The organism is Celeribacter sp. SCSIO 80788 (assembly GCF_051054295.1).
GTDB lineage: Bacteria > Pseudomonadota > Alphaproteobacteria > Rhodobacterales > Rhodobacteraceae > Celeribacter.
In genome coordinates this window covers 3,485,147-3,504,307 of sequence record NZ_CP150482.1, presented here as the reverse complement: position 1 = coordinate 3,504,307, position 19,161 = coordinate 3,485,147, and the positions used below count along the sequence as shown (strand labels likewise).

At 60.5% G+C, this 19,161-nt stretch carries 22 protein-coding genes; 7 read left to right on the top strand and 15 right to left on the bottom strand.

Annotation, left to right across the window (positions count from 1 at the left end):
- Positions 1-51 precede the first annotated feature (51 nt).
- Positions 52-1,332, bottom strand: coding sequence for a crotonyl-CoA carboxylase/reductase (gene ccrA, locus V1471_RS17605; protein WP_434290470.1), 1,281 nt, complete (start codon positions 1,330-1,332; stop codon positions 52-54).
- A gap of 379 nt (positions 1,333-1,711) precedes the next feature.
- Between ccrA and V1471_RS17600 the strand changes: the two genes are divergently transcribed.
- From V1471_RS17600 to V1471_RS17580, 5 genes are all read left to right on the top strand, one after another.
- Positions 1,712-3,691: a protein meaA gene (locus tag V1471_RS17600; RefSeq protein WP_434290469.1), complete on the top strand. Its 1,980-nt coding sequence runs from the start codon at positions 1,712-1,714 to the stop codon at positions 3,689-3,691.
- A 167-nt stretch (positions 3,692-3,858) separates the two neighbouring features.
- On the top strand, positions 3,859-4,548 hold the full coding sequence (locus V1471_RS17595) for a sulfotransferase family 2 domain-containing protein (protein ID WP_434290468.1): 690 nt from the start codon (positions 3,859-3,861) through the stop codon (positions 4,546-4,548).
- 90 nt (positions 4,549-4,638) lie between these two features.
- A complete protein-coding gene (gene deoD, locus V1471_RS17590) occupies positions 4,639-5,352 on the top strand; it encodes a purine-nucleoside phosphorylase (protein WP_434290467.1) in 714 nt (237 codons plus the stop codon).
- A gap of 65 nt (positions 5,353-5,417) precedes the next feature.
- Complete coding sequence (locus V1471_RS17585; RefSeq protein WP_434290466.1) at positions 5,418-5,876, top strand: hypothetical protein; 459 nt, start codon at positions 5,418-5,420, stop codon at positions 5,874-5,876.
- Positions 5,877-5,910: 34 nt separating this feature from the next.
- The gene (locus V1471_RS17580; RefSeq protein WP_434290465.1) at positions 5,911-6,900 is read left to right on the top strand and encodes an aldo/keto reductase; all 990 of its coding nucleotides are present in this window, start codon (positions 5,911-5,913) and stop codon (positions 6,898-6,900) included.
- Between the two features lie 53 nt (positions 6,901-6,953).
- Here the strand turns inward: V1471_RS17580 and V1471_RS17575 are convergent, their stop codons facing one another.
- The 12 genes from V1471_RS17575 to V1471_RS17520 all read right to left on the bottom strand — a co-directional run bounded on the left by V1471_RS17575 (position 6,954) and on the right by V1471_RS17520 (position 15,858).
- Positions 6,954-7,124 carry a hypothetical protein gene (locus V1471_RS17575; protein ID WP_434290464.1) on the bottom strand — a complete coding sequence of 57 codons (171 nt, stop codon included), beginning with the start codon at positions 7,122-7,124 and terminating at the stop codon, positions 6,954-6,956.
- Positions 7,125-7,264: 140 nt separating this feature from the next.
- Positions 7,265-7,465: a hypothetical protein gene (locus V1471_RS17570; RefSeq protein ID WP_434290463.1), complete on the bottom strand. Its 201-nt coding sequence runs from the start codon at positions 7,463-7,465 to the stop codon at positions 7,265-7,267.
- A gap of 61 nt (positions 7,466-7,526) precedes the next feature.
- Positions 7,527-8,936 (bottom strand): cell envelope integrity protein CreD, encoded by a 1,410-nt coding sequence (gene creD / locus V1471_RS17565; protein WP_434290461.1) that lies wholly within the window; start codon positions 8,934-8,936, stop codon positions 7,527-7,529.
- Positions 8,937-9,145: 209 nt separating this feature from the next.
- Positions 9,146-9,925: a succinate dehydrogenase iron-sulfur subunit gene (locus V1471_RS17560; protein ID WP_434290459.1), complete on the bottom strand. Its 780-nt coding sequence runs from the start codon at positions 9,923-9,925 to the stop codon at positions 9,146-9,148.
- An 11-nt stretch (positions 9,926-9,936) separates the two neighbouring features.
- Positions 9,937-10,260, bottom strand: a complete 324-nt coding sequence (locus V1471_RS17555; RefSeq protein ID WP_434290458.1) for a succinate dehydrogenase — start codon at positions 10,258-10,260, stop codon at positions 9,937-9,939.
- Positions 10,260-12,068 carry a succinate dehydrogenase flavoprotein subunit gene (gene sdhA / locus V1471_RS17550; RefSeq protein WP_434290457.1) on the bottom strand — a complete coding sequence of 603 codons (1,809 nt, stop codon included), beginning with the start codon at positions 12,066-12,068 and terminating at the stop codon, positions 10,260-10,262. Before sdhA ends, V1471_RS17555 begins: the two co-directional genes overlap by 1 nt.
- A 21-nt stretch (positions 12,069-12,089) precedes the next feature.
- Positions 12,090-12,464: a succinate dehydrogenase, hydrophobic membrane anchor protein gene (gene sdhD / locus V1471_RS17545; protein ID WP_434290456.1), complete on the bottom strand. Its 375-nt coding sequence runs from the start codon at positions 12,462-12,464 to the stop codon at positions 12,090-12,092.
- A 10-nt stretch (positions 12,465-12,474) separates the two neighbouring features.
- Positions 12,475-12,873, bottom strand: coding sequence for a succinate dehydrogenase, cytochrome b556 subunit (sdhC, locus tag V1471_RS17540; RefSeq protein WP_434290455.1), 399 nt, complete (start codon positions 12,871-12,873; stop codon positions 12,475-12,477).
- 302 nt (positions 12,874-13,175) lie between these two features.
- A complete protein-coding gene (locus tag V1471_RS17535) occupies positions 13,176-14,207 on the bottom strand; it encodes a MaoC family dehydratase (RefSeq protein WP_434290453.1) in 1,032 nt (343 codons plus the stop codon).
- Positions 14,208-14,222: 15 nt separating this feature from the next.
- Positions 14,223-14,426: a DUF1737 domain-containing protein gene (locus tag V1471_RS17530; RefSeq protein ID WP_434290452.1), complete on the bottom strand. Its 204-nt coding sequence runs from the start codon at positions 14,424-14,426 to the stop codon at positions 14,223-14,225.
- 24 nt (positions 14,427-14,450) lie between these two features.
- A complete protein-coding gene (locus V1471_RS17525) occupies positions 14,451-14,999 on the bottom strand; it encodes an NnrU family protein (protein WP_434290451.1) in 549 nt (182 codons plus the stop codon).
- Positions 15,000-15,003: 4 nt separating this feature from the next.
- Positions 15,004-15,858 (bottom strand): HpcH/HpaI aldolase/citrate lyase family protein, encoded by an 855-nt coding sequence (locus tag V1471_RS17520; protein ID WP_434290450.1) that lies wholly within the window; start codon positions 15,856-15,858, stop codon positions 15,004-15,006.
- A 220-nt stretch (positions 15,859-16,078) separates the two neighbouring features.
- On the opposite strand from V1471_RS17520, the gene V1471_RS17515 reads away from it, so the two are divergent.
- A complete protein-coding gene (locus tag V1471_RS17515) occupies positions 16,079-16,384 on the top strand; it encodes a hypothetical protein (RefSeq protein ID WP_434290449.1) in 306 nt (101 codons plus the stop codon).
- Here V1471_RS17515 and V1471_RS17510 read toward each other — a convergent pair.
- Positions 16,381-17,136 (bottom strand): sulfite exporter TauE/SafE family protein, encoded by a 756-nt coding sequence (locus tag V1471_RS17510; protein ID WP_434290448.1) that lies wholly within the window; start codon positions 17,134-17,136, stop codon positions 16,381-16,383. The genes V1471_RS17515 and V1471_RS17510 overlap by 4 nt on opposite strands.
- Before the next feature lie 160 nt (positions 17,137-17,296).
- Here V1471_RS17510 and mdh point away from each other — a divergent pair, with 160 nt between their 5' ends.
- Positions 17,297-18,259 carry a malate dehydrogenase gene (mdh, locus tag V1471_RS17505; protein ID WP_434290447.1) on the top strand — a complete coding sequence of 321 codons (963 nt, stop codon included), beginning with the start codon at positions 17,297-17,299 and terminating at the stop codon, positions 18,257-18,259.
- Between the two features lie 129 nt (positions 18,260-18,388).
- Here the strand turns inward: mdh and V1471_RS17500 are convergent, their stop codons facing one another.
- A complete protein-coding gene (locus V1471_RS17500) occupies positions 18,389-19,045 on the bottom strand; it encodes an outer membrane protein (protein WP_434290446.1) in 657 nt (218 codons plus the stop codon).
- Positions 19,046-19,161: the final 116 nt, after the last annotated feature.

Sequence of the window (19,161 nt, the reverse complement as noted above, 5' to 3'; positions counted from 1 at the left end):
ACCCGCCCTCTCGATGAGAGAGCGGGATTTCCCCCCGATCAAGGACAGCCCTTATTTTCCGGCGTCGAGCACATCCTGAAGCGTGTGCAGCCCGGTTTTCGGCGACTGCACAAGCACCGCCATATTGCCCGGCTTGTGCTGGTTCTTCAGCATCTTCATATGCGCCTGCGGGATGTCGTCATAGGTAAACACCTCCGACATGCAGGGATCGATCCTGCCGTCGATCACCAGACGGTTGGCCGCAGCCGCCTGTTTCAGGTGAGCGAAGTGGGACCCCTGCAAACGCTTCTGGTGCATCCAGATATAACGCACGTCGAAGGTACAGTTGAACCCGGAGGTCCCCGCACAGATCACAACCATCCCGCCCTTCTTGCAGACGAAGGAGGAAACGGGGAAGGTCGCCTCACCGGGATGTTCGAACACCATGTCGACATTGTTGCCCTTGCCGGTGATGTCCCAGATCGCCTTACCGAATTTGCGCGCTTCCTTGAACCACGCGGCATATTCCGGCGTGTTGACGGTCGGCAGTTGGCCCCAGCAATCGAATTCCTTGCGGTTGATCACACCCTTGGCGCCCAGCCCCATGACGAAATCGCGCTTGTCCTCGCCAGAGATCACCCCGATCGCATGCGCCCCCGCCGCCTTGGCCAGCTGGATCGCAAAAGACCCAAGCCCGCCCGAGGCGCCCCAGACCAGAACCGTCTGACCCGGCTTCAGATCGTGCGGCGCGTGGCCGAAGAGCATCCGGTAGGCGGTGGCGAGCGTCAGCGTGTAGCAGGCGCTCTCTTCCCAGCTCAGGTGCTTCGGACGCGGCAGAAGCTGTTGCGCCTGCACGCGGGTGAATTGCGCAAAGGACCCGTCCGGCGTCTCATAGCCCCAGATCCGCTGCGACGGTGAATACATCGGATCGCCGCCGTTGCATTCCTCATCGTCGCCATCGTCTTGGTTGCAATGGATCACGACCTCGTCGCCAACTTTCCAGTTTTTGACACGATCTCCAACGGCCCAAACGATGCCAGACGCATCGGAGCCGGCGATATGATACTCGGCCCCATGACCGTCGAACGGCGAGATCGGAACACCGAGACCGGCCCAGATGCCATTGTAGTTCACGCCCGCGGCCATCACGAGGACAAGCACCTCGTGGCTGTCGAGTTTCGGCGTATCGACCACCTCGTTCTTGAAAGAGGTTTCCGGCTCGCCGTGACGTTCACGCCGGATCGCCCAAGCGTACATCTTCGGCGGCACATAGCCCATCGGCGGGATTTCCCCGATCTCGTAGAGCTCTTTCTCTTCGGCCTCATAGGCTGGCTGGTTGGTGTCGAGCGCCATGTCATGTCCTCCAAATTCTTCCCAAGGCTGGCTCCGGATCGCGTTTCTGATCCCGATTGAACTGCCTTGAAACACCCTCCCATGCCGCGACGCAGAATCGCAGCGCACTGACATGGTGATACGCCTCACTACGCAATTATGCAATGCAATCTAAATAATTTTTGAAATTATATAACCGAGCAATCGCAGAAAACCAGAATATATGAAATGAAATCAATGATGTTGCCATAGAATCCATTGGGAAATATCCTTACGTCACAACGAAATTTGTGAAATTTTCCTGCTACGCCGCGTTGCAGCGAATTGACATTGGCACATTATTCCACGCATAACTCTCCCTGAGAAATAATGTTACACATGAACGAAAGGGAGGTTCGCGATGAGTGACGACAAGACCGGGATCCAGAAAGATCGTCCCTGGCTGTTCCGCACCTACGCCGGGCACTCGACGGCCAAGGCCTCCAACGCGCTCTATCGCACCAACCTGTCCAAGGGGCAGACCGGCCTGTCGGTGGCCTTCGATCTGCCCACGCAAACGGGTTACGACAGCGATCATGAGCTGGCGAAGGGCGAGGTCGGCAAGGTCGGTGTGCCGGTCGCACATCTGGGCGACATGCGGATGCTGTTCAATGAGATTCCGCTCGAACAGATGAACACCTCGATGACGATCAACGCCACCGCCCCTTGGTTGCTGGCGCTTTATATCGCCGTCGCGGAGGAGCAAGGCGCGGATATTTCCAAGCTTCAGGGCACGGTTCAGAACGACATCATCAAAGAATACCTGTCGCGCGGCACCTATGTCTGCCCGCCGCGCCCGTCGCTACGGATGATCACCGATGTCGCCGCCTATACGCGCGAGCACCTGCCGAAATGGAACCCGATGAACGTCTGTTCCTACCACCTGCAAGAGGCGGGCGCGACGCCGGAACAGGAACTGGCCTTCGCCCTCGCCACAGCCATCGCCGTTTTGGACGATCTGAAAGAGAAAGTCCCCGCCGCCTCCTTCCCGGAAATGGTCGGACGGATTTCGTTCTTTGTGAACGCGGGCATCCGCTTCGTGACCGAGATGTGCAAAATGCGCGCCTTTGTCGAGCTTTGGGACGAGATCACCCGCGAGCGCTACGGCGTCGAGGACCCGAAATTCCGTCGTTTCCGCTATGGCGTTCAGGTCAACTCTTTGGGCCTGACCGAGCAGCAGCCGGAGAACAACGTTTACCGCATTCTCATCGAAATGCTCGCCGTGACCCTGTCGAAAAACGCCCGCGCCCGCGCGGTGCAGTTGCCTGCCTGGAACGAGGCGCTTGGCCTGCCGCGCCCCTTCGATCAGCAATGGTCGCTCCGGATGCAACAGATTTTCGCCTATGAGACGGACCTCTTGGAATACGAGGACCTGTTCGACAATAACCCCGCCGTAGAGCGCAAGGTGGCCGAGCTGAAAGACGGTGCGCGTGCCGAGTTGGAAACGCTCGACGGCATGGGCGGCGCGATTGAGGCGATCGAATATATGAAATCCCGACTCGTGGAGGCCAATGCCGAACGCATTGCGCGGATCGAGGCAGGCGAGACCGTCGTCGTCGGCGTCAACAAATGGACCACGGGCGAGCCTTCGCCCCTGACCGCCGGAGACGGCGGCATCATGAAGGCCGATCCTGAGGCGGAAGCCGACCAGATCGCGCGTCTTGATGCGTGGCGCGACGCCCGCGACGAGGCGGCCGTTCAAGCCGCCCTCAAGGAACTGCGCGAGGCGGCAGCCAGCGGTGTCAACGTCATGCCCGCCTCGATCAAGGCCGCGAAAGCGGGGGCCACGACCGGCGAATGGGGCGACGTGGTGCGCGCGGCCTTTGGTCAATATCGCGGCCCGACCGGCGTCTCCGCCAACCCGTCGAACCGCACCGAAGGCCTGGACGAGATCCGCGAAGAGGTCGCGCGCGTGTCGGCCTCCTTGGGCCGCAAGCTCAAGTTCCTCGTCGGCAAGCCCGGTCTCGACGGTCACTCGAACGGCGCCGAACAGATCGCCGCCCGCGCCCGCGATTGCGGCATGGACATCGCCTATGAGGGCATCCGCCTGACCCCCGCCGAGATCGTCGCCGCCGCGAAGGCCGATGACGCCCATGTGGTCGGCCTGTCGATCCTCTCGGGCTCGCACATCCCGCTTCTCGAAGAGCTGATGCGGCAGATGAAAGAGGCCGGCCTCTCCCACATCCCCGTGGTCGCAGGCGGCATCATCCCCGAGGAAGACGCCGAGCACCTGCGCGCCATCGGCATCGCCCGTGTCTATACGCCCAAGGATTTCGAGTTGAACCGCATCATGTTCGACATTGTCGCCCTGGTCGATCCGGCTGCACAGGCCGCCGAGTAAACGCGCCAGACCTCCCCATGTCACACGGCCCGGTCACGTCTTGCGGCGTGGCCGGGCTTCGTTCTTCTGCATGAGAGGAAACCAGCCCACCACCGGATTGTCTCCTTTACCCCGGTCGTCTCCATCGTTAGAGGCCTCTTCACCCAGAAGTTGAAGAGAGAGCCGGGATGGGACATCTGCAAAAATCGATCCGCCGGATCGAGACCCGCTACCGCAACTGGAAAAGCACCAGAGCGATTGTCACGACCGGCTTCTGGTTCATCGACATTCCCCGCACCTCCTCGACCTCGATCCGGGCCGAGCTTGGCAAGCGATTTGGCCCCATTCACGGCAAGCGCAACGTGATCGAGGCGGAACATGCCACGGAACAGGTCCTGCCCGAACATCTGAGCGCCCGTGAAATGCAGAAAATCACCGGTCCCAAGGCTTGGGCCAGCCTCTACAGCTTCAGCATCGTGCGCAATCCCTTCGAGCGCCTCCTGTCCTTTTACAACTACATGCAGAAATGCGGCGATCTTCCGACCAGCTGGAGCTATGCCGAATTCGTCGCCCGCCATGTCGAGGCCACGCCTGCGACCCCCTATCTGGGCTATTTCGGCCTGCGCCGCACCGCCTGCGATTTCGTGCTCGATGCCGAGGGCAAACCGCTTGTCACCGAGATTTTCCGCTTCGAGAACCGCGCCGAAGCGATCACCCGCATCGGTCAGAAGATCGGCTTTCCGGAGCTTGGCACGCTCCACGTGCAAAAGGCCTCGCCCATGGGACAGGATTATCGCCTCGCCCATGACGACAAGACCCGCGCCCTGCTCGAAGACTTCTATGCCCGGGACCTGGCATATTTCGGCTATAGCTTCTGAGCCATCGCGGAACAAAACCGCGGTTGCAATCTATACAATCGCCGCCGAGGCTGGCTTTATGGCGTCAAAGAGATTTATCGCGAGGACAGCATGCCGACCCCCCATATTGCAGCCGCCGTTGGCGACATCGCCGAAACCGTCCTGATGCCGGGCGATCCGTACCGCGCCAAATGGGCCGCCGAGACCTATCTCGACGACATCAAACTGGTGAACGAAGTGCGCGGCATGTTCGGTTTCACCGGCACCTACAAAGGCAACCCGGTGACCATTCACGGTTCCGGCATGGGCATGCCGTCGATCTCGATCTACGCCAATGAGCTGATCACCGAATATGGCGCCAAGACGCTCATCCGCATCGGCTCCTGTGGCGCGATGCAGCATCATATCAAGGTGCGTGACGTCATCATCGCCATGACCGCCACCACCATGGGCACCACGCCCTCCGCCGGCTTCTTCAAGGAAATCAACTACGCGCCCTGTGCCGATTACGGTCTGTTGGAGGCCGCCGTTGCCGCCGCGCGTCAGAAAGACACTGGCGTCCATGTCGGCAATATCTACTCGTCGGACGTGTTCTATGCCGAACGCCCCGATCTCGACGAGGTGATGATCCGTCACGGCATTCTGGGCGTCGAAATGGAAGCCGCCGAGCTTTACACCGTCGCCGCCCGTCATGGCGTGCGCGCGTTGGGCGTCATGACCGTTTCCGATCACCTCCTGACCCATGAGGCCCTGCCGTCGGATCAGCGCGAAAAGAGCTTCGGCGATATGGTCGAGATCGCGCTTGAGGCGGCCTTCGCCGCTTGATCGCACTGCCGGTCCGGGGCACTCTTGGAAAAACGAATTTCCAAAAGAGTGCCCCGGTCGTCCCCATGTCCTTTCTCGCAAAAGCTTTCGCCCTCACCCTCGCCATCCTGCCGCTTTCGCTTCAGGCCCAGGACTGGCCCAATCTCGATGCCGTTCTGTTTCAGACGCTCGCAAACAAACCCGAGCACGTGGAAGGTTCGTATTTTCTACCGAACCATCCCGATCCGACGCAGGCCACCGAAGCTCTTGGCTTTATCTATGAATGGATCGAGGGATCGGCGGGCAGCGTCAGCATTGCCGTGGGGCGCTACGCGCTGAACCAACCCGGACCGCAGTTCACCTATCTTGGCCCGATTTCACAAATCTGGGGCCATGGTCCCCGAGACACCGCCTTTTATCCCGACCGGATCGAGGTAACCCTCACCACGTCGAAAGACGGCGAGCCGCGCTGTTGCCCCACCGGGGAAACGCGCTACACCATTGATCGGACGACAGGATCGGCCTCCACGCTCTGGACCCGCTGAGGCCCTGCAATTCTCAGAAAAGAAGGAAAACGGCATGAGCATGCCCAAACGCCAGCTTGGCGCAAACGGCCCGATGGTGGGCGCGATCGGTTTCGGCTGTATGAGCTTCGCCGGGTTCTTCGGGGAGGCCGACGACGAGACCTCGCTCGAAACCCTCGCGGCCGTCGAAGCCGCCGGGATCGACTTCTGGGACACCGCGAATCTCTATGGCATGGGCCGCTCCGAACGCATCGTCGGCCAATACCTCAAGGAAAGCGGCGCGGATGTGACGCTGGCCACGAAAGTCGGCATCATCCCCGGACCGCCGCGCGCCTTCAGCAACGAAGAAGATTACATTCGCTCGGAGCTCGAAAGCTCGCTCAAGAAACTGAACCGCGACAAGGTCGAGCTTTACTATATCCACCGTCGGCAACAGGAACTGCCGGTGGAAACGGTCGCCGAGACCATGGGCAAGCTGATCGAAGAGGGGCTGATCGACGCTTGGGGCCTCTCCGAAGTCGCCCCTTCCACCATCCGACGCGCGCATAGTGTCGTCCCGGTGACGGCGGTGCAGAACGAATATTCGCTCTGGACCCGTCAGCCGGAACTCGGCGTGATCCAGACCTGCGAAGAGCTGGATATCACCTTCGTGCCCTTCTCCCCCGTCGCCCGCGGCGCGCTGGGTGTGGCCGATCTCGACCCGAGCACCTTTGACGACAGCGATTTCCGCAAGGTGAACCCGCGCTTCATGGGACAAAACTGGCTTGAAAACATGGGCTATATCCGTGCGTTTCGGGAATTTGCCGAGACGAAAGGCGTCTCCACGCCCGCGCTGGCGCTCGCATGGGTTTTGCATCAGGGCGATCATCTGATCCCGATCCCCGGAACACGGACCAAAGAGCACCTTGCCGATTGGGCCCACGCGGGCGAGATCGGTCTGTCCGAGGACGATCTCTGGGAGATCGAGCAAATCCTGCCCGCAGGCTGGGCGGCGGGCGACCGCTATTCCGACCAGCAAATGGTCGGCGTCGAACGCTACTGCTGAAACACAAAAGCCCCGCTCAGGCGGGGCTTTTCATTTTCCGAGGGGCGCGTGGCTCACTCGTAATAGGCGTACATCTGGTCGAGCACGTCCAGCTTGCGCGGAGCCATTTGCTCACCGGTGTTCACGGCCGGGGTGGTCGGCGCATAATATTCCAGCCATTCGGAGACTTTCATCGTGGTCTCTTTCGCGGCGGCGTTTTTCAGTTTCGCGTCGTGCAGGGTCATGTGTCAGTCTCCGTTAAGGGTCCGTTGGGCCCTCCCTTGTGTCCCTAGGTATGCTGCAACGCCGCGCATGACAGCCCCCTTATGACGCATAGTCGTCATGCGCATGCTGCAACGCAGCACCGGAAATATGCCTTTCGGGGCTAGCGTGGCCCTTGCCCGCCGCAGAACTTCGGCTCCCCGGCAACGGTCTCGGCCTCTGCACCACAGACCGGACAACGCCAGCGCACGCCCGTCTCGTCCTTGCCGACCTGTCGCCACCGGCAGGCCCCGGTCTTGTTCGACCGCATGAGATACATGCCGACATAAAGCGCGATGACGATGAGGGGAACGAAGAAGAGCATGCCCCCTCATACCCCCCGAACCGTCCAATGAAAACGCACACTTGCGTGACGGCAGCCCCGGTTACGGCTGCGGCGGCACCGTCGGCTGCGCTTTGCGTTTCCGACCCAGAAACCCGGTGCCCTCCGGCCCGTACCAATCCTCGTTGCGGGTGAAATACATCGTCGCCGCCAGCGCCACAAAGGCGAGAGACGCCCCCGCCAGCAGGGCATAATCCGCAGAGCGCAGGATCAGATAGAGCACACCGTAGAGCACCAGCAACATCACGCCCAGAACCGCCGTGCGCCGTCCGAGTTTCAGGCCCACCGCCCCGAAGAAGGTCAAAAGCACCACCGTCGCCCCGGCAGAGAGCGCATAGGCAGGGCCAAAGCCGATCTGTTCGGAATAGGCCACCATCAGCAGCACGAAAATCGACTGCGCCAGCCCGATCAGGATATATTGCACCGGGTGCGCCGGGCGTTCCGTGCCTTTTTCCACCAACAGAACCGTGAGGAAGGTCAACGCGATAAACAGGATGGAGTAATTCGCCGCCCGATAGGATTTTTGATAGAAATCGTTCGGCTCGATGAAATCGACCCCGAAGGCCATGCCATAGCGCAGCGCGCGGGTGTAATCCTCCCGCGTCATCTGCGGCAGGGTGCGCGCCAGATGCGGGATGGTCCAGGTTGCCGAGAAGCCCGCTTCGGAAATGTCCGAGCCGTCCGGCAGGAAGGCACCTCGGAAACTCGGATGCGGCCAGTCCGACGCGATGGTCACCGCGCTCTGCCGCCCGACCGGCGCGATCTGCAACGACTGCGCGCCATTGGCCCCCAGTGTCAGCGCGTAATCGCTCTTGCCGCGCGGATCGCCCAGAGCCGCCATGATCCCCGCAGCCTCATCGGCGGAGGCGATGGGTTCAAGCGGCACTTCCTCCCCGTCGACCGTCAGCACCGCCTGCCCGCGCAGCGCGGCATTGGACGACAGCGACAGGATCAGCTCCGCCCGATCCCAGAGGATCACCTCTTCATTCACCGCCTGCGTGGCGATCTGGTCCCAGGGGAAATCGAACCCCATCTCGATGCCCGCCTGATAGACCGGCACGGAGAAAATCCCGCGATGCCGGATCTGTGTCTGTGTGTCGATGGCGACATCGAACCGTCCCGGATAAACATAGATCGGATCGCGCGTCACCGTCACCTTGCGCGTCACCTGACGCTGGCGCGGGCTGCCATCGGCATCGAGCACGATCTCGCCGCTCTCCGGATCGACCACCGCTTCGCGCTCCGTGCGTTCCACGGTTTCCTCGACCGGAATCATCAGCATCGGCCCGGCGATCACCTGTTCCCCGCCCCATTCGCGCCCGACCTCATTCAGGGTGTATTGCGAATAATTCTTCCGGCTCTGCACGATGTCGGAGACAAAGAACAGTGGGATGAACATCAGAAGCGTCAGCAGGCCGACGATCAGAAAGCGGGCACCGATGGATTTGCGCATGTGGATCTCCTTAAGACGTCCGGGAGCGGTTCGGCGCACGATGGCCGATCCCCCGATATGCGACAAGGGGGAGAAGCGCGCAAAGAAAAACCCCGCCGAAGCGGGGCTTTCCTGGTTCGTCTGACGAACGCGCTCAGTGTGTGCGCCCATCTTTCGTTCCGGCGAACGCGCTCAGTGTGCGCGCCCATCTTTCGTTCCGGCGAACGCGCTCAGTGTGCGCGTTCGAGCATCATCTTCTTGATATGTGCGATGGCAGCCGCCGGGTTCAGACCCTTCGGACAGGTTTTCGCACAGTTCATGATGGTGTGGCAGCGGTAGAGCTTGAAGCTGTCTTCCAGCGCATCCAAACGCTCGCCAGTGGCCTCATCGCGCGAGTCGATGATCCAACGGTAGGCGTGCAGCAACGCGGCCGGTCCAAGGTACTTGTCGCCATTCCACCAGTAGCTCGGGCAGGAGGTCGAGCAGCTGGCGCACATCACGCATTCATAAAGACCGTCGAGTTTCTTGCGATCCTCGATCGACTGGCGCCATTCCTTCTCGGGCCGGTTGGTCTTGGTCTCAAGCCACGGCATGATCGAGGCGTGCTGCGCGTAGAAGTGGGTCAGATCGGGAATGAGGTCTTTCACCACCGGCATGTGCGGCAGCGGGAAGATCCGCACATCGCCCTTGATCTCGTCGAGACCGTAGATACAGGCGAGCGTGTTGATCCCGTCGATGTTCATCGCACAGGAGCCACAGATGCCTTCGCGGCAGGAGCGGCGGAAGGTCAGCGTCGGGTCGATCTCGTTCTTGATCTTGATCAGCGCATCGAGAACCATCGGACCGCATTTGTCCATGTCGAGGAAATAGGTATCCACCGACGGGTTCTTTTCGTCATCGGGATTCCAGCGGTAAATCTGGAACTTACGGACATTGGTCGCGCCCTCGGGCTTCGGCCAGGTCTTGCCCGTCACGATCTTGGAATTCTTGGGAAGGTTGAATTGAACCATCGTTATTTCTCCTAACCGAGCAGGCCGCTCAGACCGCTCTGAGCAATGCATTTGAGGGTTTCAGGCTCGCTGGCGATTTCCGTCACCGTGGACACGGTCGTTTCGTCAACCCCGGTCACGGCAGCTTTCGCAAGCGTCACAAGCTGATCCGTATCCGCATTGTCCATCACGCAATCCACGTAGAGATCGGCATCAACCCCAGGAAACTTGGAGTTGATGACCGTTTTTACGACGCCTTTCGCGGCCGTGCGCGTGGTGTCTTCCACAAGAGAAGAACTCTCCACACAGCCGCTCAGGATCAGAGCGGTAAGGGCAGCAAAAGCAGCCCCCCGCATCAGAACGTCCTCGCTTTCGGCGCGATCTTGGCGAGGCTGATGCCACCTTCTTCCTCGGTGGTCAGCGGCGCTTCGATGATCGGACGATAGCTCAGCTCGACATTGGTGCCTTCGACACGCGAAATGGTGTGTTTGCGCCAGTTCACGTCGTCGCGGTTCGGGTAATCTTCGTGGGCATGCGCGCCACGGGATTCTTTCCGGGCTTCGGCACCATGAATGGTCGCCAGAGCGTTCGGCATCAGGTTCGTCAGTTCGAGCGTTTCCATCAGGTCCGAGTTCCAGATCAGCGACCGGTCGGTCACGCCCAGATCGCCCATCTTGCCCGCCACAACCGTCATCTTCTCGACACCCTCTTTGAGGGACTTGTCGGTCCGGAACACCGCGGCATCGGCCTGCATCGTGCGCTGCATCTCAAGCCGCAGCTCTGCGGTCGGGATCGCGCCCTTGGCGTAGCGCAGACTGTCGAAGCGATCGAAGGCTTTCGCAACGGAGGCCATGTTCAGCGCCGGGTTCGGTGCACGCGGATCAACAACCTCACCGGCGCGGATCGCGGCGGCGCGGCCAAAGACCACAAGGTCGATCAGCGAGTTGGAACCAAGACGGTTCGCACCGTGCACAGAGGCACAGCCCGCTTCGCCCACGGCCATCAGGCCCGGCACCACGGCGGTCGGATTGTCCGCCGTCGGGTTGAGAACCTCACCGTGATAGTTCGTCGGGATACCGCCCATGTTATAGTGCACGGTCGGCAGAACCGGGATCGGCTCCTTGGTCACATCCACACCGGCAAAGATTTTCGCCGACTCGGAGATGCCCGGAAGACGTTCCGCCAGAGCCTCGGCCGGAAGGTGGCTGAGGTTCAGGAAGATGTGGTCCTTGTGCTCGCCAACGCCACGGCCTTCGCGGATTTCCATCGTCATCGAGCGGGACACATAGTCACGCGGTGCGAGGTCCTTGTAGGTCGGGGCATAGCGTTCCATGAAACGCTCGCCTTCGGAGTTGGTCAGATAGCCGCCTTCGCCGCGCGCACCCTCGGTGATCAGACAGCCGGAGCCGTAGATGCCGGTCGGGTGGAACTGGACGAATTCCATGTCTTGCAACGCCAAACCCGCACGGGCCACCATGCCGCCACCGTCGCCGGTGCAGGTGTGGGCCGAGGTCGCGGAGAAGAAGGCGCGGCCATAACCGCCGGTCGCCAGAACGACCATCTTGGCGGAGAACAGGTGGAAAGTGCCGTCATCGAGTTTCCAGCACAGCACGCCCTGACACACACCGTCATCCGACATGATCAGGTCGATGGCGAAATATTCGATGTAGAATTCGGCGTTGTTCTTCACGGATTGGCCGTAAAGCGTGTGCAGAATGGCGTGGCCGGTGCGGTCAGCCGCGGCACAGGTGCGCTGCACGGGCGGGCCTTCCCCGAATTCGGTGGTGTGGCCGCCGAACGGGCGTTGGTAGATCTTGCCTTCTTCGGTCCGGGAGAAGGGCACACCGTAGTGCTCAAGCTCGTACACCGCCTTGGGCGCTTCGCGGGCGAGATATTCCATCGCGTCGGTGTCGCCGAGCCAGTCGGACCCCTTCACGGTGTCGTACATGTGCCATTGCCAGTTGTCCGGGCCCATGTTGGACAGGGACGCCGCGATGCCGCCCTGTGCTGCCACCGTGTGGGAGCGCGTCGGGAACACCTTGGTCACACAGGCCGTGCGCAGCCCCTGCTCGGCCATGCCGAGCGTTGCACGCAGACCAGAACCACCGGCGCCAACGACCACAACGTCGTATTCGTGGGTTTCATATTCATATGCTGCTGTCATTGTCTTTCATCCTTCCCGCGCTCAGAGGATCGCGAGTTTCAAAATGGCGAAGAGGCCGCTTGCGATCAGCGCGTAGCAGAAGGCCGCCACGGCGATGAGCGTCAGTTTGCGCTTGAGGCCGCCGACATAGTCCTCGACCGCTTCGTCCACTTCGGTTTTCAGGTGGATCACACAGCCCACGAGGCTCAGCGCCATCGCGATCGCGATGAACGGGTTGCTGAAATAAGCGTAGACATCGGCCTGTTCCCGGCCCACGGCGCTGCCGAAGACAAAGACGAAGAACGGCACGAGGACGATCAGCGAGATCGACGTGGCAATGGTCAGCCAATGATGGGCGACACCGGAGCCGCCGGCGCCAAGACCCGTTGCACGTTTGCGGTCAGTCAGAAAATTCATCTCCGCCCCCTCAGAAAATCAGGAATACGATTGCGGTCAGGACCGTCAGCACGGTCGCACCGATGAACATGCCCCAGCCCATCTTCTCGGAGGTCGGAACATCCAGGCAGTAGCCGAAGTCCCAGACCACATGGCGCAGACGGCCAAGAAGGTGATACCAGAGCGCCCAGGCGGCCGCGAGCATCAGGATCTCACCGATGATCGAGGCGAAAATGCCGTCGATGGCGGCAAAGACGCTCGGCGAAGACGCTGCGGCCAAAAGCCAGCACACGGCCAGAAACACGGTGACCAGAGAAGCAATGCCGGTGATCCGCACCATGATCGACGAGATCGAGGTCATCTGCGGGCGATAGTATTTTCCGAGCATGAAGGGAGAAAGCGGCCGGTTGCCGCGGTTCACATCAGCCATGGTGACGTCCTTTCACGAGTGATGCTGTAAGCTGGGTCCGTAATACCCTTTTCTCCCCCCGAGTCACCACCCACTCGCCATTTGGTAGCGCTAACAAAGTCGCTTTTCGGCGATTAATGTCACTCAAATCACGCATTGTGATCACAAGATTGGACGTGTGATCACAAATGTAGCGCTATCGGCTTTTCCGAGGGTTTTCATAGGTTTTACCGGGGGAAACAACTTTGAAAATCCACGAAAAAGGGCCGCGCATCTGCCGCGCGGCCCGAATTTGCGATCACAAATTCAAACATCCGAATGGATCAGACCGGCACCAGTGCCCAGTAATCCAGATCCAAAAGGACATCGGGGTGATACTTGCCCTCTTCCGTCTTGTAGGCGAACTCCGGTGCCCCGTGTTTATAGGCCACAAGCCGGAGCCGCAGCGCGCCAACACCCGGAGCCTCCGTCTCCGCCTTGTCGAGCACTTCCGTATAGGCCCGCACGGTATCGCCCGTGAAACAGGGGTTCGCGTGCGCCCCACCATTGAGCCCCACGATCATCTGCGCATTGGCCAACCCGTTGAACGACAGCGCCCGCGCCATCGAAATCACATGGCCGCCATAGATCAACCGCTTGCCATCTTCGCGATTGGTGGCATCGAAATGCACCTTCGCCGTATTCTGCCACAGCCGCGTCGCCATCATGTGTTCGGCTTCCTCGATGGTCACCCCGTCCACATGGTCGATCTTTTCGCCGATCTCGTAATCGCCGAACCGGTGCGGCTCGCCCGCCAGGGCGAAATTATACTGAAGGAAATCCAGCCCCTCCGGGATCACCAGATCCTCGGGCGCCACCACCTTGGTCAGTTCCGGGATCACCGTCTCGGGCGCGGGCGCATCGAGATCGCGTTTGCGGACCATCACCCAGCGCACATATTCGAGCACCGGCTCATCCCATTGGTTCAGCCCCGTTGTGCGCACGTAAACGACGCCGGATTTACCGTTCGAGTTCTGCTTCAATCCGATCACCTCGGACACCGAGCGCAGCGTGTCGCCCGGATAAACCGGCTTGAGCCAGCGCCCCTCGGCATAACCAAGGTTGGCCACTGCATTGAGCGAAATATCCGGGACCGTTTTGCCAAACACCACATGAAACGCGATCAGATCGTCCACCGGGCTTTTCTCCAGCCCACAGTTTTCGGCAAACTCGTCCGAGGAATAAAGCGCATGACGGGCCGGATAGAGCGCATGATAAAGCGCGCGTTCGCCCCCCGACACGGTGCGCGGCACGGCATGCTCGATCACCTGACCGACTTTATAGTCCTCGAAAAAACGTCCCGGATTGGTTTTCACCCTATTGTCCTCCCACTATAGCTGTCCCAGCTTCACCTCGGGCGAATACTCCCCCTCGGCCTCCTTGATCACCGCCTGCGCGCAGCGCATCTTGCCCGTCGCCGCGTCAAAGGCGTAGCTCGGCGATCCGTAAAGCGCCCAGCCCTTGTTCAAAGCCTCTGTCACCTTGTGACAAAAGGCCGATGTGTCTTCTTCGGTCAGCAATCTGTAGGCTTTCATCTCTCTGCTCCTTCTTTACAGGGTTCAAACCGGGAAAGGATTGTACCCCAGCCAGATATGGATCCCCGCAATCACCGCAAAGACCACGAGAGAGATCAACACCAGACGGATGTCGCCCGCAAGCGTGCCGTCCTTATAAGGTGTCGGCGCAGGTTCCGCCCGGTTGATCAGCGCCATCTCGACAAAGGCCCAAAGGATCATGCCCCCAAACAATACCAGAGAGGCCGCATCCGAATTGACCAGCAAATGCGCCACGCCCCATGCGATGACCCCGGTCAGCATCGGATGCCGCATCCTGCCGCGCAGCCGACTTTTAGACTGACCGACACCAAAGAGGATCACCGCAATCACCATCAGCATGTTGTTCACATGCCGCAGATACGGCGGCAGGGCATAGAGATCGGCGGTCTCCGTCATCCGAAACCCCACGATCATCGCCACCAGCCCCGCCAGAATGCCCAGCGCCACCGCGCCCTTCCCCTTCTCGCCCATCCGCGCCCGCGCCCCAGGCGCCAGACGTTTGAACAGATGCGCTGCCATCCAAAGCAGCAGTCCGAGACTGAGAAGGGTCATATGTTCACTCCATGGCTAATATGGCTTCGTGTTTCGCAAGCGTCGCCCGCGCTGTCACGATATGCAGATTCTCCACGATTTTCCCATCGACAACCGCCACGCCTTCGCCTTTCGACTCGGCTTCTTCAAAGGCCGCGATCTGACGCTTGGCGAGATCGATCTCCGCCTCAGACGGCGCAAAAGCCGCGTTCGCGATCTCCAGTTGCGCCGGGTGGATCAGCGTTTTGCCGTCGAACCCCATATCGCGCCCCTGTTCGCATTCCGCCTTCAGGCCTTCGTCGTCCTTGAACGCATTATACACCCCATCGAGGCAGATCACCCCATAGGCCCGCGCCGCGATCAGGCACATGTGCAGCCCGCCCATCATCGGCAGACGATCGGCCCGGAACCGGGTGTTCAGCTCCTTCGCCAGATCGTTCGTCCCCATGACAAACCCCGCCATCCGCGGATGCGCCGCGATCTCGGCGGCGTTGAGCATCCCCAGAGGCGTCTCCATCATCGCCCAAAGCGGCACGTCGGGAATGGCCTGCGCCAATTCCTCGACCATTGCCGCACTTTCCACCTTCGGCAGCAAAATCCCGTCGATCTCCATGCCAACAAAGGCCGCCACATCGTCGCGTCCCCATTGGGTGTCGAACCCGTTCACCCGCACGATCTTCGCCCGGTTGCCATAGCCCCCCGCGGTCAGCGTCTCTTTCAACAAAGCGCGCGCATTGACCTTCTCGTCCGGCGCCACCGCGTCTTCGAGGTCGAACAGGATCGCATCGCAGGCCAGCCCCTTGGCCTTTTCCAGCGCGCGCTCTTTCGAGCCGGGAATATAAAGAGCCGAGCGATAGGGGCGATTGGCGACTTGGGTCATTGATTCTTTTCCTCCGCAATATTGTTGCGCAAGAGGCCACAGAAACGCACCAATCCGCAAGGGTAAATTTTCCGCACCGCAGAAATCAGGCGTTGCGCCCGCCGCACTCCGATCCTTGCACGGAAGGTTAACCGGTTTTTTAACGCTTTCCCGGCAAGCTGATCCATGAGCCGACGGGAGCCCTGACACAACGCAAGACCACAGAGAATTGGAGAAGACGATGCACACCGCTATTCTGGCCAGTCTGACAGGTGCCGCCCTGCTCTGTGCCACCCCGGCCCTCACGCAGGACAATTGCGCCGCCCGCGATCAGATTCTGGATCGTCTGGCGCAGAAATACGGCGAGACCCGCCAGTCCATCGGCCTTGCCCCCAACAACGGCGTGGTGGAGGTCTTCGCCTCCGAGGCCACCGGCACCTGGACCATCCTCTTCACCCGCCCCGACGGCATGAGCTGTCTGATCGCTTCCGGTCAGGCCTATGAGGCGCTCGCCGCCGTTCCGGTCGCCAAGGGCGATGACGCTTAACCCGCCAGCGCCTCCCAGATCAGCTTGCTGCCGGTGATGACCAGAAACACATAGGCCAGCCCGAAAAACAGCTTTTCGGGCACCTTGTGATGCATCCACACCCCGGCCAGCACCCCGATCACCGCCACCGGGATCAGCGTCAGATCTGCCGTCAGCGACTCGCGGGTGAAAATTCCCACGAAAGCATAAGGGATCACCTTCATCAGGTTCACCGCCCAGAACACCAGCACAGACGTCGCCTGATAGGTCGTTTTATCCATGCGTTTGGACAGCATGTAGACGGCGGCGGGCGGACCACCCGCATGGCTGATGAAACTCGTGATCCCCGTCACCGCCCCCCAGAACAGCCCCGCCCCCTCGCCTAATTCCCGCTTCGGCGGATGGAGCAACCGGGCGGTCTTCGCAAGCTGCCAGCCGACAAACCCCAGGGCGACGACACCTATCAGAAATTTGAACACGCGCGGATCGGCCACGCCGTAAACCAGCGTCCCGATCAGAATTCCGGGCACCGCGCCGAGGATGAGCACCCCCGCCACCCGCAAATCCCATTTGCGCCAGAACATCTTCACCGCGGTCACATCCATCACCATCAAAAGCGGCAACATCAGCCCGACCGCCTGCCCGGGCGCGAGAATCAGCGCCAAAAACGGCGTCGCCGCAAAGGCCGCCGCCGAACCGAAACCGCCCTTCGACATCCCCGCGAAAAGCACTGCGGGAATCGCGAAGAGGTAAAAATTAAGATCGAGCGCCATAGGTTGTCCTTTTCAGAACCGTTCCGGTTTGGTCCTGAAATACAAAGAGGTTAGCGATAACTCCAGTAAAACACAGGTGCATTGCCGCAGCACGGTCTTGCACGAACCGTTTCAAAGGGCTACCCATGCCGCAATCTCACAACCAATTGGAGACAGATCAATGGCCCGACCCAAGATTGCCCTCATCGGCGCAGGTCAAATCGGTGGCACGCTCGCACACCTCGCAGCCCTCAAAGAACTCGGCGACGTCGTCCTCTTCGACATCGCGGAAGGCACCCCGCAGGGTAAAGCCCTCGACATCGCCGAATCCGGCCCGTCCGAAGGCTTCGACGCGACGCTGAAAGGCACCACGGATTACGCCGACATCGCGGGCGCAGACGTCTGCATCGTCACCGCCGGTGTGCCGCGCAAACCCGGCATGTCCCGTGACGATCTCCTGGGCATCAACCTCAAGGTCATGAAATCCGTCGGCGAAGGCATCAAGGCAAACGCTCCTGATGCCTTTGTTATTTGTATCACCAACCCGCTCGATGCGATGGTCTGGGCGCTGCAACAGTACTCCGGTCTGCCCGCCGAGAAAGTCGTCGGCATGGCTGGCGTGCTCGACTCCGCACGTTTCCGTCACTTCCTGTCGGTCGAATTCGGCGTGTCCATGAAAGACGTCACCGCCTTCGTGCTCGGCGGCCACGGCGACACCATGGTGCCCTCCGCCCGCTACTCCACCGTTGGCGGCATCCCGCTCCCGGATCTGGTGGAAATGGGCTGGACCACGCAAGAGAAACTCGACGCGATCATCCAGCGCACCCGTGACGGCGGCGCCGAGATCGTGGGCCTCCTGAAAACCGGTTCCGCCTTCTACGCCCCGGCGACCTCCGCCATCGAGATGGCCGAAGCCTATCTGAAAGACCAGAAACGCGTTCTGCCCTGCGCCGCTTACTGCAACGGCGAGATCGGTGTGAACGGCATGTACGTTGGCGTTCCGACCGTGATCGGCGCCGGTGGCATCGAGAAAGTCATCGACATCAAGCTCAACAAAGAAGAGCAAGTGATGTTCGACAAATCCGTGGACGCCGTGAAAGGCCTCGTCGAAGCCTGTAAAGCCATCGACGGCAACCTCGTTTGATCCGGCCCACAGCCTGACATTTGGAAAACCCGCGCTGGTCGGCGCGGGTTTTTCTTTGTCCAGACAACAGGACAAAAGAAAACCGGACCCAAAGCCCGGTTTCCGTCATCTCATAATGATCCGCAAGGATCAGAATTTATACGTCACACCGAAGTTCAGCGCGTTCGTGATGATGTCGCTTTCAAGATTGCCGCCGCCATCGAGATCGACGTCGAGCTGGCTGTAGGTGCCCTTGTATTCGGTGAACAGATCCCAGCGGTCGTTCAGCTCATAGCTGGCGCCCAAAACCAATGCGACGGTCGGCCCGGCGATCTGATATTCGATCGTGTTGGTATTCGCGGTGACCACTTCGACATGCGGAATGATGATCCCGGCGGAGACGCTCGCATAGGGGGTGAACTTGTTCCAAAGCCCCGGCCAGCGCCAGATCGGCCCCACCGTCAGGTTGTTCAAACCGTCGGTAAATTCCAGCGTCGAGAACCCGTTGTCGGCCATATCGTCTTCGTCGGCATAGACCTTGGTGTGGTTGAAATCGGCGATCCAGCCGAAATTGTCCCGCACCCACCAGGTGCCACGGACGCCGTAATAGGGCGGCATCGCAAAGCTCTTGCCCTCCCAACCGGTGGTGAAATCGAAATCGGTTACCCCGTCGTTGCCCGACACGCCGCTGTGCGGCGCGGTCTGATAGCCGCCGTAGACGGACAGGCTGAATTCACCGGCGGAGGCCAGAGCGGTCGACGCCATGAGCGCAACGCCCGCGAGCGTCACCTTTGCAAGGTTTTGCATGGGAAGGGTCCTCTTCATCGAATCTGTTGACTTTGTTCTATACCCCAAGGCCGCCGCGTGGCGAGTTCACATTCAAGAAACTGTCAATCCGTCACAGTCAGGACACATCTGCCCAT